Origin of the sequence: Microcystis aeruginosa FD4 (assembly GCF_009792235.1) — a bacterium.
Classification (GTDB): Bacteria; Cyanobacteriota; Cyanobacteriia; order Cyanobacteriales; family Microcystaceae; genus Microcystis; species Microcystis viridis.
In genome coordinates, this window is the sequence record NZ_CP046973.1 from 4,071,972 (window position 1) to 4,088,087 (window position 16,116).

Below are 16,116 nucleotides of genomic sequence, written 5' to 3' on the forward strand. Positions count from 1 at the left end.
TCTTTGAGGCTAGATTGACCCAAAATATATATTTACCTATTTTTTCCCTCGCCACAATTGACCCTGAGGATAGAAATAATCAAGACGAATATCGAATTGATCTAGGGCCAGTAATAACCGATTGGAAGGACGAAAAAGAAATAAGTTGACCTGGGGAATTTCTAGGACTTCTTTTAACTTATCGGTATCGGGGTTACTGGTAGTCAGGAAGTATTGTACATCAGAATTAAGAGGATAATTAAGGGAAAGCAAATCACCTAAGTTAGTCCAGTCATTACCTTCGTCGCTGATAATAATGGCATTGGGTACAGCATTAATTTTTCTGGCAACTTCGCCATTCCAATAACTAGGAACTTTTGCCCAACTGGTTTCGGAAAGAGCATTATTAAAGTTCGATATCATACTAGTAGTTAACAAAAAAGTCAAGATAATTTTACCTAAAATTGTACTTTGACTAAGCAATTGTGACAAGAAAAAAGCCACAGTTATATAGATAGTGGGAAAGGAGGCAATTAGATAACGGGTGACAGTTGATCTAGTGGTGATAAAAATTAGATCGGGAATGACTAAAGCTAGGAAAGGTACTAGGGTTGAGGTAATCAGAAAAGTAAAAGCTATGGGGTTATTGTAGCGATAAACTCGATAAAAAGCATAGATAATTAAGATTAAAAAAATTAGTCTATATATATAGGTGAAGATGTTATTAAAACCAAAATCGCTATCGCTAAATGGACAAGTAAAAGTTAAGAGCCATAATTTACCGAACAATCCCCAATCGAGATAGTTAACGGCAGCCCAACTGGTGGAGTTAAAGGCCCTTTGAGAGTTAGTTAAAAAAACCTGTAACCAGGGTATATATAAAATTATCATTGTTAACCCAGATAACAGGAAAAATATCAAGTTATTTTTTCGCTCTGGTTTCATAACAAGATACCAAATTATCAAGACTGCTTGAGCAAATAAGTTGAGAATAAAAAAGAGATGGGTGTAGATTCCGAGAGTATTAGATAAGGTGTATAAAGACCAATTAACAATAGTTCTTTTTTTGAGGCATTTTAACAGCATTAATTGACTAATTATCGTTAACATAACTACAAGACTATACTGACGGGACATTTGAGCAAATATTATATCAACTGGAGAGAGTGCCAATAAAATTACTGCTAAAACTGCCGTTAACTTTGCTGCAAATAATTCTAGGGATAGATAGTAAATAAATGGCAGAGAGAGCAGACTAAAAACAATCGCTAAACTGCGGGAAGAAACGGGAGAAAAACCGAATATTTTTTCCCAATAGCGAGAGATAATAAAGTATAAAGGTGGGTGTTGAGGGTCTTCTTTAGCAAGAGATTTAATCGTATCAAAAACATTACTTTCGGGTTTCAGTTGTTGAAATTTTCCTAATTCTGTGGTAGATAAAAGACGATTTTGAAAGATAGTATCAGCGATTTCTTTTGCTTGATAACCAGTGGTTCTAATGGTGGTGTAGGATTCATCGTGCCAATAGATTTTTTTATCGATATTTGCGAAACGAAAAACCACACCGAGAGTTAGGATAATTGCCAAAAGTATTAAGAGCCAATTGGGAGTTTTATAATTAATAGTTGCTGGCATTTTAATAATTAGAGCGACTTTGTTTAAGATTAAGAAACTTGGTAAATTCTGGTTGAAAAAGTAGCTTAATTGTGCCGGTGGGACCGTTACGGTGTTTAGTAATAATTACTTCAGCCACACCTCGATCGGGACTATCGGGGTTATAATATTCATCTCGGTATAACATCATAACTAAATCCGCATCCTGTTCGATACTATTATGGACGATGATATTATTGGCAATAAAGTTATGTAATTTATCTACTGTTAAATCATACACTTCTGTCTCTCCATCCGCTTGAATTGCCATAACTTCATCCCAATTAAACCTTAGGTCTGAATTACTCAGAGAGCGAGGTAAAGCGATATAATTACCAATATTTAATTCATCTAATCTTTGCCAACCGTGGACAGTCAAAAATTTATGATTGGCTGTAGCTCTAATCGTGCGACCTAAACGAGTTGTTAATCGAAAAACTGGCTTAAATCCTGTGGAAAAGACCTTAGTTACCAGTGCTTTTTCTAATTTTATTGTTTCCTCATTAAGAGCAAAAACCGTAAAATTAGAGCAATTAACTAACTCACAAATTGGCACTTTAGCACGAGGATCGGCTAACTCAACTAAACTATCACCCGCTAAACATCCCGACTCGCGTAAATCGGACATCATCGGTCTTTTATTATTACGAGATTCCACAGCGCGACTTAACTGAGAAAGAGCAATTACAGGAGCATGAATTTCTCTAGCTAAACCCTTAAGACTGCGGGTAATCTTGGAAAGTTCCTGAACGCGATTATCACCTCCCCCTTCCATTAATTGCAGATAATCGATTAAAACTAATCCCATTTGTCCCTTTTTTTCTGCCTGTAAACGTCGCACTTGGGAACGCATTTGAATTACACTTAAATTGGCACTATCATCGATATATATGGGTAAATTTAATAACTTTTCTAGTCCCCCAAGAACCTTTTCTAGATCATTTTGTCCCAAACGACCAGAGCGAATCCGATTACTTTCGATTTTAGCCTCATTTGATAACAAGCGTTGGGCCAATTGTTCCTTGGACATCTCCAAACTAAAGACAGCCACAGGTAAATTCTGTTGAGCGATATTATAGGCAATATTAAGAGCAAAAGAAGTTTTTCCCATGGAAGGCCTACCCGCGATAATAACTAAATCCGAGGGTTGTAAACCACTGGTCATCGCATCGAGATCATAAAATTGAGTTTCGATACCGGGTAGAGTGGTCGTCTCCTGCATCTTCTCAATTTCGTTAAAAGTTTCGATTAAAGTATCCCCCAGAAAAATTAAACCCTCCTGGGGTCGTTTTTGGGTGAGACGAAAAATCTTTTGTTCCGATTCATCGAAAACATTTTCTAATTCTAGCGTCGTATCCCTGGCTAACTCGATAATTTCTCCCCCGGTGGAAATTAACTGACGACGCATATATTTATCCATCACTAATTCAGCATAGCGATCGATGTTAGCGGCCGAGACAGTGCGCTCAATTAATTGTAACAATCGCGGCATTCCCCCGATTTCTTCCAGCAGATAATTATCCTGTAACCAACTGCTAACCGTCATTAAATCCGTCGGTTTTCCCTTCCCTTGTAAAGCAAGCGCCGCACGATAAATATCTTGATGGGTTTTCACATAGAAAGCTTCTGGAATTAAAAAATCACTGATTCTACCTAACGCTTTTGGATCTAGTAAAATACCACCTAAGATAGATTCTTCCGCTTCAATATTTTGGGGGGGGAGGGATTGATCGCTAATCATTGTCAATGCTGACTGTGCTTTATCATTAATTATAGTCAGTTTCACCCTAATTAAATACAAATGTTCAGGTTAATGATAGGAGTCGGTCGTCGGTCGTCAGGAGGTGATAGGGTGATAGGGTGATAGGGTTTTGGGGTGATAGGGTGATAGGGTTTTGGGGTGATAGGGTTTTGGGGTGATAGGGTTTTGGGGTGATAGGGTGATGAGACAACTTTCCCACTTCCCCACTTCATAATTCATAATTCCCATCTCCCCACTTCCCCACTTCCCCACTTCCCCACTTCCCCACTTCCCCACTTCCCCACTTCCCCACATCCCCACATCCCCACAATCCACACCCGACACCCCACACCCCTTTTAAACAGGATTTAGTATGACTTTAACTGACCTCTCTCCCCTCCCCCCGGCCGTCTATTTTATTGGTGCTGGCCCTGGAGATCCGGAATTATTGACGGTAAAAGCCGATAAAATTCTCCAAAAAGCCGATGTTATCCTCTTTGCTGATTCCCTCGTTCCCAAACAGATGCTTGAGGACACTCGTAAAGATGCCGAGTTAATTCCCACCAGTAGCATCACCCTAGAGGAAATTATCCCTTTAATGATCGATCGCGTGCGTCGGGGTTTAGCGGTGGTGCGACTGCAATCGGGGGATTTAAGTCTCTATAGTGCCATCCAAGAACAAATTCATCTTTTGACAGCAGCGGATATCCCCTTTCAGCTAATCCCCGGAATTAGTGCCTTTCAAGGATTAGCGGCCAAATTGGCCCTAGAATTAACGATTCCGGAATTAGTCCAGACAATTATTCTAACCCGGGTGGAAGGAAAAGCCTCTCCCATGCCAGCAAGTGAAGACTTAGCCTCTTTAGCCGCTCATAAAGCCAGTTTATGCCTATATTTAGCCGCTCGTCATGTTGACAAAGCCCAGGAAAAACTCCTACAATACTACCAGCCAGAGCAACAGGTGGCCGTTTGTTTCCGTCTCGGTTGGCCCGACGAAAAAATCTGGGTTGTCCCCCTGTCAGAGATGGCCAAATTAACCCATCGAGAAAATTTAACTAGAACTACCCTTTATCTCATTAGTCCCGCTTTAAACCAGATTACCGGAACTCGATCGCAACTTTATCACCCGCAACATTCCCATCTTTTCCGTCCTCATCCCTAAGTATTTTCTGGGAAATATACCTAAAGTTAGAGTTAAAGAGCGGCGATTTTGTTTAGGATTATTTCAGGAGGTAGGACAATTTTAAAAACGTTTTTAAAATTAGTCTGACAATCCATGCACAGCTGCCCTATTTGTTCGGGAATTACTCTTCGTCACCTTGTGGCTAGTCGTGCCTACTGGTATTGTCCTCACTGTCGTCAGGAGGTTCCTAACTTCCTTGATTGCTCCATTCCTGCCAAGGTAAAAGTAAAGCGAGTTAGAGCGAGAAAAACAGTCTAGATTTTCAAGTTGGTAGATGGCAATAAGATCTGTGGGATGGGTTAAAAATTAACCCATCCCACTTTACCTATCTATACATCCCTAGGATTGAGATGGGTCATTTCCCAAGTCACATAGGTACCGATCGGACTCCAGATCAGGTAAGGTAGGAGTAGGATACCCGCCCAAGAAGAAACAGGGAAAACCAAGAGCGCCAGAAGACAACCCAAGAAAAAACCCGTACCGCCGATAATCGTTCCCGCTTTAAGACTGCGTAGTTTACAGGTGACGGGAGTATAGGCAGTAATAGTCAATTCCACCAACAGATAAAAAGCCATCAAAAACCAGCGATTAGCCGGTTGAGCTTCCCAGACTAAATAAGCAGAAATTGCGCCACAAATATAGATAATTGTCCAGATAAGAGGGATTAATCTTTCAAAGGTCAACCAATCGGGACGACGCAAACGCGCAAACCAACGTACATCGCGAGAATTGAGTAATCCCCCACCTAACGCTACCAAAAATCCCACGACACCGATAAGCAACCAAGAGGGAATCATGATTTTTAGCTATCCTCCGCTAATTTTGGCTTTGTAACCCGATTCAATAAGAATTTGTAGTATTTTTTGGCGATGATCTCCTTGGATCTCAATGGTATTTTCTTTAACTGTACCACCCGTCCCGCAAGCGGCTTTTAACTGTTTTAACAATTTCGTCAGAGTTTCGGTTTGGCATTGAAAACCTGTAACTATGGTAACGGTTTTTCCCGCACGACCAGAGCGGGAGGTTTGTACTCGCAAATTCTGCTGATTTGGGGGTAATTCAGGAATGGAACGCTCAAAAGCTGGGGAATTACTTTGATCTCCAAATTCCTGATAGGCAATCCGGTTTTTTTCCTTTGATTTACTCATATAGCAATTATCATAGTGAGTTTTGGTTGTGGGGAAGTGGGGGAGCGGGGAAGTGGGGAAGTGGGGAAGTGGGGAAGTGGGGAAGTGGGGAAGTGGGGAAGTGGGGAAGTGGGGAAGTGGGGAAGTGGGGAGATGGGAATTATGAATTATGAAGTGGGGAAGTGGGAAAGTTGTCTCATCACCCTATCACCCCAAAACCCTATCACCCCAAAACCCTATCACCCCAAAACCCTATCACCCCAAAACCCTATCACCCTATCACCCTATCACCCCAAAACCCTATCACCCTATCACCCCAAAACCCTATCACCCTATCACCCCAAAACCCTATCACCCTATCACCCTATCACCTCCTGACGACCGACGACCGACGACCGACGACCGACGACCGACGACCGACAACTGATAGCTCTTAATTGGTTGGACTGGCAGCGCATTTGATTAAGTTCAGCTGCCGACATTCGATCGAGATGACCTAAAATCATATTAACGCGACCTTGGGATTTTAATTTTTCTCGATGTCGTGCCAAAAAATCCCAGTAAAGAAAATTAAAAGGACAGGCAAAATCCCCGACTCGTTCATTTTTTTATACACACAACCCCGACAATAATCACTCATTTTATCAATATAGTTGGCCGAGGCGGCGTAGGGTTTAGAGGCGAGAATTCCCCCATCGGCAAATTGTCCCATTCCCAGTACATTAGTCTGCATTACCCAATCGTAGGCATCGATAAAAACACTATGAAACCAGTTTTCAATCTCTTGGGGAGAGCAGCCAAAAATTAAGGCAAAATTGCTCAAAATCATTAATCTTTGAATATGATGGGCATAACCAGTATTTTCCACCTGTGATAATACTTGTTTGAGGCAATTCATCTCGGTTTGATTACTATCCCAAAAGAAAGCCGGTAAGGGTTGTTGATGCTCAAACCAATTATGATTAGCGTAATCTTCTCCCAGATAATGATAAATTCCCTGCATATATTCCCGCCATCCCAACACCTGACGGATAAATCCTTCGATGCTATTTAGGGCTAAATTATCTTTTTTATAGGCAATTTCTGCTCCTTGAATCACTTCCAATGGCGTTAGTAATCCTAGATTAAGATAGGGGGATAATAGGGAATGCCAGAGGGTTTCTTCTCCCGTTATCATCGCATCTTGGTAGGGTCCAAAGTTGGGCAGACAATTAGTAATAAAATGCTCCAATACTTGTAAAGCTTGTCTGCGGGTTACTGCCCAGGGAAAAGGTTTAATTTTTCCATATTTAGGAATATCTAAAGCTTCCACATCAGCGATAACTTGAAGGGTAATTTCATCGGGTGCAAACCAAAGAGGATCAGGAGTTTTTAATCTATCTTTGGGCGGTTTGCGGTTTTGTTTATCAAAGTTCCATTGTCCTGCTATGGGTTGATTATCCTCCATTAAAATCTGCCATTTTTTGCGACTTTCTCGATAGAAATCCTCTAGTAATAGTCTTTTACGAGATTTAGCCCAATTATTAAAATCTGTCCTTGTCCAGAGAAAGTGATTATTATCAATTAGGGTTATAGCACAGTCTAAATCGAGATTTTTGATTAATCTAAGAAAGGGCAAATTATTAGGCATCATTATCTGTAATTCTTTAATGCCTAATTGCTTAATAAAAGCGGATAAAATTGGTTCAAAATCTTCAGCAATTTCGTAAGTTACAGACCATCCTAAAGTTTTTAATTCCTCGGCAAAATGACGCATCGCCGACCAGATTAAAACTAATTTTTGCTGATGATAGGGTCTTTGTCGAATATGATTGTGGGATTCAATTAAAATAACCGGTGTTTCCTGTGAATAGGCTTGACGATTAGCTAAGGCCGCTTGTCCTGTCCATAATTGATCACCTAAAATCCAAATACCAATGGTCATAATTATTTCATTGCCTCGACTATTCCCCCGTATTTTTTAGCCATAATATCCGCCATTTCCCGAGCAGAAAATTTACTGGCTTTGTCGATGCTGGGGGTAAATGTCCCCGTAGGGGTTAAATAATGGGTAAATACCCCGACTTTTTTGCTGATAATCCACATATTTCTTGAAGTCAAAAATCAAAAATCAGTGAAAAGACAGTAGGAAACTGCCATTTATAGTCATTTCAATTAAGATTGAGAATATGAATGCCAGAGTTGATAAGGGTTTGATCGGTCTAGACTGTATCAGACTTATCTGAAATGACTATAATACTTCTCACTGAATACCACTCACTTAAAACTCGCATCTGATTACTGATCACTGATTACTGATCACTGATAACTGATTAGGTTTTTGTCCTGAGACTTTGGGCGCTTAGATAAAGTTGCGTCCATTCTTTGACCACTTGCGTGCGTTTACAGTTTAATTCGCCGGCGATTTCCTCAAGGGTTTTACCCGCTTTTAAGCCATCGATAACGCTTTTACCCGTGGGAGAAAGGGCTGCATAGTAAATTTGCCATTGACTGAGAGTTAAGCCAAAATTATGCTCTTTCGGGCTGATTTCTAACCATTCACTGATTAATTCTGCCCCTTCCTTGAGGGCAAAAACCTTAATCGCATGATAGCCAACTTTTTCCCGGAGACGATAAATCCGTTGGATGGGAATATTCATCGCTTTGGCGATCGCATCTTGGCTTTCGCCGCCTAGATAGAGGTTAAACCAAGTCACTGCCTCGCGACTAACATTTTCCTCTAGATACCTAGCAAAACTCTCTTGAACTTTTACCCGAAGAATTTGCGCTTCTTGGCAAGTGCGTTGATCTTCGTAGGTAGCGATCGCATTTTGTTCCAGTAAACTTAAGCTATTTTCCCCCTCATCGCCACTAATTTCATCGGAGAGAATCCGGATCATTTCTTCCCGCGGCACATTAGTGATACCGCTTTTCGCTTGACGACGGAGATAATTAACAAAACGATAGGCTAACAGGGGTTGATTGCGGATCGGACGCAGGGCGTATTCCTCCAGGGTGGCTAACAGCAGCCGATCGCGAGTAGCTTGATCGTTGGTACAACGAGCGATCCATGCTAACTGGGATTGCAGATAGCGATCGCTATTTAACATCTCTTGAATAACTTCTTGCAAGACATCGGCCACCGCTTGCTGACGATCGCGACTTAAGGAAACCCAAGTGCGAATTTTTTGCCGGAGAGTGACACAAGCGCCGAGACGATCGATCAGGTTACGATAGGCGCGGGTGGGACTAACTTTCAGATAGCGTTGCCGCAAAATTTGCCAAAGATAGACTAATCCCCGTTTAGCGATTTCTAAATCTCTCTGGTCCAAAGTTTCCCAACGTTGGCTATCTTCACCGAGTAACCACTTGATAATAGTCTCCCGTTGGCGATCGGTTAAGGAATCCTCTGTTTGCGAGAGGCGATCTTGCCATTGTTGCCTTAACTCGTCGATTATTGTCGTCATCGAAAAATTGAGTTCCAAACCCCGTCCTTTGAGGACGGCTTTAGTTTAAATACTAGCGCATTTGCACAATATATGCTAAAACCTGAGCCATGGAGAAAGCTGATCGCTACCGATTTTACCCCACACCCGACTAGAACGAACTAATCAATTAAGTCTTTTGCCAGATAAGGATTTAGTCGATTTATGCCCCCCGATCAAACCATACCAAGTAACGAAGAACCCAAAAAAATAAGCTGTGGACATAAGGTTTCGACTGCCTGTTTTTTATTTATTTACAGCCAGTCAAAACTTTATTTTGAAGACACCACATAATGTGGGTCTAAGCATACTCCAAAGTTATCGTGACAGAAGGGAGATTATCAAATACCTTAATAAAGTTAATATTAATAGTTGGGTTGTAATACCAAGCATTCAAACTAGCCCCATTGAGGGCATTATCATCTCCATTGCCTAATTTCTGGATTTCTTGATTGTTGAGAATAACTTTATTCAAAGAACCAGAGCTTCCCTGAGTTTCAGAAGGATCGTGCAAAATAGCAACAAAGAAAAACGTCTCGTACTCGGGCCGATAGTTATCATGAACACGCTCTATTTTTAGTTCACGAGTTTTTTGGGCTGCATCTATATATTTATGGGTAATCTTTGTCTCCCGATATTCACTTTTAGCCCTTGGATATCCCCCCTCATTTTCTGGTTTAGCAACGCCTGAAGAACGACTAACCCCATCATCTAAATACATTGTATATTCACCACTTTGACCGGGGTAAATATTCAAAGTAATAGGATTAGGTTGACCTTTTTTGTTCAGTTCTCCCACATATTCTTCAAGCTCAATCATGGGAATAATTGCCCCTGAACGAACATAGATAGGAACAATGAAATTAATATGATTACCCTCAAGATTAAGATTAGCATCAAAATCTCGAATCGTCGTTCCTCCTTCAACTAAACTGGCTAAAGGTAGTTGGTTGTTCATAAAACAATACCAATTACTACCTTGGGGTAGATAAACATCCCATTTACCTCCATTCGTCTCCGCTTGAGGTTTGGTAACAGGAGAAATGAGAAGATCCTTGCCAACAAAAAACTGGTTGTCAAGGAAATATTCTTGATCATTATAAAGAGACTGGTCTTGAGGATCATTGAGAAACATAGGACGGCAAATCGGCATTCCATCCAAAGTATTCTCGAAAAGACAGTCATAGAAAAGCTGCATCAACCGATAACGCAATTCAATATAATGTTTGCAAATCGGCAATACCATTTTATACAAATCTTGCGGTTGAGGAATAGGCAGTCCCCGTTCGTTGAAGTATTCCACATACATAAAAGGTTCTTGGAATGCCTTACGCCCTTTGCGGACATAATGATTTCTGAACCAAGGCAAGAAAGCACCTGCCACTGTCCAGCGAATTAAAAGCTCTGGACTTGCCCATTCACCATTATCTATATAGGAAGTTTCAAAACCACCTATATCTTGACCGCAAATCGCTAATCCACACATTCCCAGAGAAAGAACCTGAGAAATATTCATCCGTAGAAAATCCCAATCCGAAGCATTATCTCCCGTCCATAATCCTGAAAAGCGATGAGAGCCAGTAAAACTACCTCGCCCAATGATAAAGTTGCGTTTATTATCCCGTCCAGGTAGATAATTTAGTCCATGATAAGTGGCTTTATGGAGATTGTAAGCATAAAAGTTCCAGACTTTGATTGCAGGGGTTAATTGAGGTGTGACACCAGAAATAAAATCACTGGTCACATAGAGTTGAAAAGGAAACCCTTTCATGTCCCCACGAGTCTCACGAATAGCAGGGGTTGTCATATCTTGCCAGACCATTTCTAACCCCATATCAAAGAGATATTGATATTGGGTTCCCCACCATTTTCGCACTTCGCTTCGCCCAAAATCAGGATAATGACCTGGCGTTCCTAACTCATTGCCATAGGCATCATTGCCATAATAAACTTCTCCGATATAAGGTTGACCACTGTTAAATCCTTGTATTTTATCGGGATCATTGGGACGATATTCGTTGCCTCCACCATAGCACTGATAGGAGCGACTATCTGGATTATCGGGGTCATAACGTTTATCTAAGACGAAATAACTATTGCTTAATCCTTCCTTATAGGTCTGATAATTGCTATCTTTGTTGCTAATGACAGGAGTTATATTGGTACTGCATTTTACCCCTTGTTCTCGCAAATTATCAAACATTGATAAAGGGTCAGGAAACTTCTTAGTATCAATGGTAAAAGTTTGGTAGTTATGTTGAATGTCCACATGGGAGCATCTCACTTATGCAATGAGTATTAATACTTATAGCCGTCAAAAACTAGAAAATCTTCAACTTGATCACAAAGAGAAATGAGATTATAATAGTTATAACTTACAATTCAGAATATATCTCGATGGGAGGAATAATTCAATGTTATCAGAAAATGAAAAAAGAATTCAAGATTTATCCCGAGAGTTGGGAGCTTGTCTCTATGAGCAATCCCAAATTAAGAAATTTAATAACTTGGGAGAGATAGAGGAGACTGTTAGAGATTTAATGATTCATTATGTTAACCCAGAAATCGGTATTTTTTTGTCAAAACAAGCACAGAAGAAACCGCCGGTCGGACGAGAAAAGTGAAAAGTATTTTGGGGGAATTACCAATTACAGAAAAACAAGCGAAGAAGTTAGAAGTAAAGCCTCGGACTCAGATGAGTCCAATGTTAGAGAAGAACTGTTGGCTATTAAGTGGCGATGAATCCTACGAGAAATCGGCGCAGAAAATCAAATCATTGACAGGGATTGCTGTTTCTCACAGTACCCAACAACCCCTCGTACATCGCTATGCTTTTGAAGAATTACCATCTAACCCAGAAGTCGAAGTCGAAGAAATGAGCATAGATGGCGGTAAGGTACGACTAAGAACTGACAAGGGAAAAGCCTTAATTTGGCGTGATTATAAAGCAGTGAGTTTTCATCAACTGGGGGTAGCGGCTTTTTTTCAGGATAACTCAGCTTGATTAGATTTGGTTAATTCTCAAGTTTTGGCCAAGCCTTTAATTTGTTGAGGAGATGGACATGATGGTATCTGGAATTTATTTCGTGAGATCGGAGAGAAACAGGAAAGAATTGAAATATTGGATTGGTATCATTTAATCGAAAACCTCTATAAAGTTGGCGGGTCATTCCAGCGAATTGAGGAGGTAAAATGTTTTCTATGGAAGGGGGAAGTGGCGGCGGCTATCTCTTGTGCGCGAAGGATGGTCAGAGCCGCAAGTTGAGAATTTTATTACTTATTTGAACAAGCATAAACATCGAATTGTCAATTATGGTTATTTGCAGGCAGAGGGCATTTCCATTGGCTCTGGCTCTGTTGAATCAAAAATTAAACAAATTGCTCCGAGTCTCAAAATTACTGGTGCAAGTTGGGAATCTGGTAATGTACCGCAAGTCCTTCGTCATCGCTGTGCTTATCTAAATGGTTGCCTTTTTTAACTTTTTTATTGATCTCATTAAGCATTTCTACTTATTGCAAAGGTGAGATGCTCCCTTTGGTTAAGCTCTTAGTTGACCAACAAATTACCACTTTAGTTATTGGGAATAATCCAGGGTGGAAACAAGAGGTAAACTTAGGGAAAGTCAATAATCAAAAGTTTGTGAGCATCCCTCATGCTCGATTAATTGACATGATTAGTTATCAATGTCAATTAGTAGGAATTAAAGTGATTATTCAAGAGGAATCCTATACCTCCGTTGCTAATTTTTTGAATGACGATCCTCTACCAGTGTAGGGACAAACAACTGAAAAACCCGTTTTTTCAGGAAAAAGGATTAAACGAGGGTTATATCGCACAGATAGAGGATTTCTTTGCCAATCTGATGTGATGGGTTCCTACAACATTTTGCGAAAAGCATTCCCAAATGCGTTTAACCGCTATGGGATAGAGAGGTGCGTAGTTCACCCAAGGAGAATCAATCTCTCGAAGTAAAAGTGAAGGGAATTTCTGAAATGGAATTCAGTCTGTCTATATTTGACTATACTTTTACTAACTAGGGTTTGCTGAAAAAGTACGGGCGAAGCATTCGGATAGAAAATCTACGGTTTCACCGATAGGTTATTGCCCGAATGCTTCGCCCCTACAGGACGCGGGCCGATGAAGATGCAAGGTTTTGAACCACGATTCTCTCAAAATCTTGCACCTGTTTCGCTCGTAAAGCCCCAAAACCCTTACTTTGCATACATTTCACATTTATTCAGCAAGCCCTAACTATAAGAGGCTCCTTGGTTATTTCTAACTTCGTGGTTGACCAAGGCACGAATCGTCCCATTTCCTAGATCGATAACGCCAATTCCATCAAGAATACCGATGGGAGTGTAATTGTTGATGGTTTCACCCACTGTAAATAGGGGCGTATATTTATAACCATTCAATCCTGTCACCTGCGGTCCGCCTGTATTAGTATGAGCTTGCGCTAAAACCGTTGGTACGTTTATTAGGGAAATTCCCACTGTTAGCAGAGTTGCCGCTAGAACATTTTTGCGGTTAGAATGTGAAGCAATCATTAATTTTTTAGTCCTCTAATCTCAAGGAAACAAAACGTTCTCTCTTGAGATTAGAAGGCTTTTATTAACGGATTGATAAGCCCAGAATAAAAACTCTTTAAGAACTGATGCTTTGTCATAATTATTAATATTTATGCAAACAATTGTAAAAAATCTGGATGCTCACGACCTAGATTCTTTCTATTAACAATAGTCATTTAATCATCGAGCCTAGTAAACAATGTCTTTCCTTTGCTTATTTTGACTCGTGAATACTGCCCCGTGACTCTTTCCCTAAGGGAAGATTTTTGATTTTTTCCAGAGGTCTATTATTAATTCCCACCGCTTGATTAATATTAGTTAACCCATTGGCCTCTAATTTTTCTGTTAATCCTTGTAAAATATTTGATACTAGCCAAGGTCCCTGATATAACCAACCGGTATAAATCTGTAATAAACTGGCACCGGCGGTAATTTTTTCCCAAGCATCATCGAGAGAAAAAATGCCTCCCACTCCAATTATCGGTAAATTACCTTCGGTTTGCTGATAGATAAAACGGATCACTTCCGTGGAACGTTCCCGCAAAGGTTTGCCACTAATTCCCCCTGCTTCTTCAGTGATTGGTTTACCAGTTTCGGGCAGAATTGTGGTTGTTAATCCCGTGCGTTTAGTGGTGGTATTAGTAGCGACAATTCCCGCTAATTGATAGGAGAAAGCTAACTCAATAATCGTTATGATATCTTCCCATTCTAAATCGGGAGAAATTTTCACTAATAGGGGTTTTCTGCCTTGATTTTCTGTTTGTAAAATGTCGAGGATTTTATCGAGTTGTTCACCACTTTGCAGGGAACGCAAACCGGGAGTATTGGGAGAACTAACATTAACGACAAAATAATCAGCATGGGGGAATAAATAGCGAAAACTGCCTAAATAGTCCTCTGGGGCCTTTTCTAGGGGCGTATTTTTCGATTTACAGAGGTTAATACCGATGGGAATCTGTCGGGGTTGTCGTTGCCAAGATTGCTGGAGAGTTGCCGCTAGAACCGGCGCACCGAGGTTATTTGCCCCCATACGGTTTAATCCCGCCAAATCTTCTGGTAAACGAAATAATCTCGGTTTTGGGTTGCCCGGTTGCCCTTCTAGGGTGACAGCACCCACCTCGGCAAAACCAAAGCCGAAATTATGCCAAAGTCCTGCCCCTAAACCGTCTTTATCGAATCCTGCCGCTAATCCGACGGGATTGGGGAAATTTAACCCCCAGAGGCTTTGAGATAGGCGAGAATCGCTAAAACTGAGGGATTCTGATAATTGTGAGATTAACCATTGTCCCCAAAATCCCTGCCGCGAGCGATCGATTTTTTGCAGAGTATTTAATAATTGTTTTTGTGTTCCCTCTAAATTGCCTCGAATAGCCTTGAAAGCTAGAGGGTAAAAAGGTTTGATTGTATCAATTATATTGGTCATAATCAAGCGGGATTAAGGTGTAGGGTGGGTTAGGTGAGGACAAGTCATGTTTTTGACAAAAAATTTCAAATTTGCCGTAACCCACCTAGCATAATCTTTATAAACCTTGACGAGGGTTAAAAGTTTCGATCGCCCGTATTTTTTGATAAAGTTCTAATTCTTCGGGGCTAGGATTGGGAGGATTAACTAAGAGAATTTCCACTAATTGATCGCCCCTTTCTCCTTGGGAAGTGGGATAACCTTTGTTAGCCAAACGTAATCTTTGACCGCTTCTCACTCCCTTAGGAATCATCATTTTAACTAACCCGTCAATGGTAGGAATTTCCACAAAACCGCCCACAATTGCCTCGCTAGGAGTAATCGGCACTTGACAGACAATATCGGAACCTTGAATCTTAAAAAAGGGATGCCTAGCAATGGTTATTTTTAAATATAAATCACCCCCTTCAATACCCTGACCTTTGAGACGAATTTTCTGCCCATCGATCATGGCTGCCGGCATATCAACCTCTATTGATCTACCATCTTCCAGACGAATTCTTTGTCTGCCACCTTGATAGGCTTTCTCTAAAGGTAAAGTTAATTTTGCTTCCACATCTCGACGAGTTAAACGGGGAGAGGAGGCAATTTTAGCGCGCTTAGTGTTAAGGTTACTAAAATCTCTAAACTTCCATAAATCCTGTTCTGTCCGGGGTATTTTTCCATTACCGTTACTATTCGCTTTTTCCCCCGGACGTATCCCGCGGCGCTTAATCCCCGTCAAGGAACGATTATACTCAACCCGTTTTTCTTCATCGGAGAGAACATCATAAGCTTCATTAATATCTTTAAACTTTTCTTCGGCCGATTTATCCCCCGGATTAACATCAGGATGATATTGACGCGCCAGTCGTCGAAAAGCCTTTTTGATCTCGTCACTGGTAGCCGTGCGAGATACTCCTAAAACATCATAATAATTAACTAATTGTGGCATATAT

Annotated in this window: 14 protein-coding genes and 3 pseudogenes; 5 read left to right on the forward strand and 12 right to left on the reverse strand. The window is 40.7% G+C overall.

Features of this window, described 5'->3' with window-relative positions:
- Positions 1 to 36: 36 nt before the first annotated feature.
- The 3 genes from GQR42_RS20230 to GQR42_RS20240 form a co-directional block, all read right to left on the reverse strand.
- On the reverse strand, positions 37 to 1,614 hold the full coding sequence (locus GQR42_RS20230) for a glycosyltransferase family 39 protein (RefSeq protein WP_158201349.1): 1,578 nt from the start codon (positions 1,612 to 1,614) through the stop codon (positions 37 to 39).
- A 1-nt stretch (position 1,615) separates the two neighbouring features.
- Positions 1,616 to 3,373, reverse strand: coding sequence for a replicative DNA helicase (gene dnaB, locus GQR42_RS20235; protein WP_158202532.1), 1,758 nt, complete (start codon positions 3,371 to 3,373; stop codon positions 1,616 to 1,618).
- Positions 3,374 to 3,469: 96 nt separating this feature from the next.
- Entirely contained in the window at positions 3,470 to 3,709 is a 240-nt protein-coding gene (locus GQR42_RS20240; protein ID WP_233271097.1) for a hypothetical protein, read from the reverse strand.
- Positions 3,710 to 3,746: 37 nt separating this feature from the next.
- Here GQR42_RS20240 and cobM point away from each other — a divergent pair, with 37 nt between their 5' ends.
- Positions 3,747 to 4,535, forward strand: coding sequence for a precorrin-4 C(11)-methyltransferase (cobM, locus tag GQR42_RS20245; protein ID WP_158201350.1), 789 nt, complete (start codon positions 3,747 to 3,749; stop codon positions 4,533 to 4,535).
- A 350-nt stretch (positions 4,536 to 4,885) separates the two neighbouring features.
- On the opposite strand, the gene GQR42_RS20250 is transcribed toward cobM, so the two are convergent.
- Complete coding sequence (locus GQR42_RS20250; protein WP_158201351.1) at positions 4,886 to 5,353, reverse strand: TspO/MBR family protein; 468 nt, start codon at positions 5,351 to 5,353, stop codon at positions 4,886 to 4,888.
- 9 nt (positions 5,354 to 5,362) lie between these two features.
- Positions 5,363 to 5,704, reverse strand: coding sequence for a translation initiation factor (locus tag GQR42_RS20255; protein ID WP_158201352.1), 342 nt, complete (start codon positions 5,702 to 5,704; stop codon positions 5,363 to 5,365).
- On the opposite strand from GQR42_RS20255, the gene GQR42_RS29010 reads away from it, so the two are divergent.
- Both GQR42_RS29010 and GQR42_RS20260 read left to right on the forward strand, forming a co-directional pair.
- The gene (locus GQR42_RS29010) at positions 5,692 to 5,856 is read left to right on the forward strand and encodes a hypothetical protein (RefSeq protein WP_233271098.1); all 165 of its coding nucleotides are present in this window, start codon (positions 5,692 to 5,694) and stop codon (positions 5,854 to 5,856) included. The genes GQR42_RS20255 and GQR42_RS29010 overlap by 13 nt on opposite strands.
- A complete protein-coding gene (locus GQR42_RS20260) occupies positions 5,813 to 6,061 on the forward strand; it encodes a hypothetical protein (protein ID WP_233271417.1) in 249 nt (82 codons plus the stop codon). The genes GQR42_RS29010 and GQR42_RS20260 overlap by 44 nt, the downstream gene beginning before the upstream one ends.
- Here the strand turns inward: GQR42_RS20260 and GQR42_RS20265 are convergent.
- The 4 genes and pseudogenes from GQR42_RS20265 to GQR42_RS20275 all read right to left on the reverse strand — a co-directional run bounded on the left by GQR42_RS20265 (position 6,043) and on the right by GQR42_RS20275 (position 11,431).
- Positions 6,043 to 7,607 (reverse strand): annotated as a pseudogene (locus GQR42_RS20265) (cryptochrome/photolyase family protein). The gene GQR42_RS20260 and the pseudogene GQR42_RS20265 sit on opposite strands and share 19 nt — an antisense overlap.
- 2 nt (positions 7,608 to 7,609) lie before the next feature.
- Positions 7,610 to 7,768 carry a hypothetical protein gene (locus GQR42_RS27930; RefSeq protein ID WP_002776561.1) on the reverse strand — a complete coding sequence of 53 codons (159 nt, stop codon included), beginning with the start codon at positions 7,766 to 7,768 and terminating at the stop codon, positions 7,610 to 7,612.
- Positions 7,769 to 7,995: 227 nt separating this feature from the next.
- The gene (locus tag GQR42_RS20270; protein ID WP_158201354.1) at positions 7,996 to 9,129 is read right to left on the reverse strand and encodes a HetZ-related protein 2; all 1,134 of its coding nucleotides are present in this window, start codon (positions 9,127 to 9,129) and stop codon (positions 7,996 to 7,998) included.
- A gap of 319 nt (positions 9,130 to 9,448) precedes the next feature.
- Complete coding sequence (locus GQR42_RS20275; RefSeq protein ID WP_158201355.1) at positions 9,449 to 11,431, reverse strand: glycoside hydrolase family 31 protein; 1,983 nt, start codon at positions 11,429 to 11,431, stop codon at positions 9,449 to 9,451.
- 130 nt (positions 11,432 to 11,561) lie between these two features.
- Between GQR42_RS20275 and GQR42_RS20280 the strand changes: the two are divergent.
- Together GQR42_RS20280 and GQR42_RS29015 are read left to right on the forward strand one after the other, a co-directional pair.
- Positions 11,562 to 12,626, forward strand: a pseudogene (locus tag GQR42_RS20280) (ISKra4 family transposase).
- 56 nt (positions 12,627 to 12,682) lie between these two features.
- Positions 12,683 to 13,120: pseudogene (locus GQR42_RS29015) on the forward strand (IS200/IS605 family accessory protein TnpB-related protein); the annotation flags it as partial.
- Between the two features lie 275 nt (positions 13,121 to 13,395).
- Here GQR42_RS29015 and GQR42_RS20290 read toward each other — a convergent pair.
- The 3 genes from GQR42_RS20290 to GQR42_RS20300 all read right to left on the reverse strand — a co-directional run bounded on the left by GQR42_RS20290 (position 13,396) and on the right by GQR42_RS20300 (position 16,112).
- Entirely contained in the window at positions 13,396 to 13,695 is a 300-nt protein-coding gene (locus GQR42_RS20290; protein ID WP_199273217.1) for a hypothetical protein, read from the reverse strand.
- Between the two features lie 235 nt (positions 13,696 to 13,930).
- Positions 13,931 to 15,139, reverse strand: coding sequence for a quinone-dependent dihydroorotate dehydrogenase (locus GQR42_RS20295; protein WP_158201356.1), 1,209 nt, complete (start codon positions 15,137 to 15,139; stop codon positions 13,931 to 13,933).
- A gap of 97 nt (positions 15,140 to 15,236) precedes the next feature.
- Positions 15,237 to 16,112: a J domain-containing protein gene (locus GQR42_RS20300; protein WP_158201357.1), complete on the reverse strand. Its 876-nt coding sequence runs from the start codon at positions 16,110 to 16,112 to the stop codon at positions 15,237 to 15,239.
- Between the last annotated feature and the right edge of the window lie 4 nt (positions 16,113 to 16,116).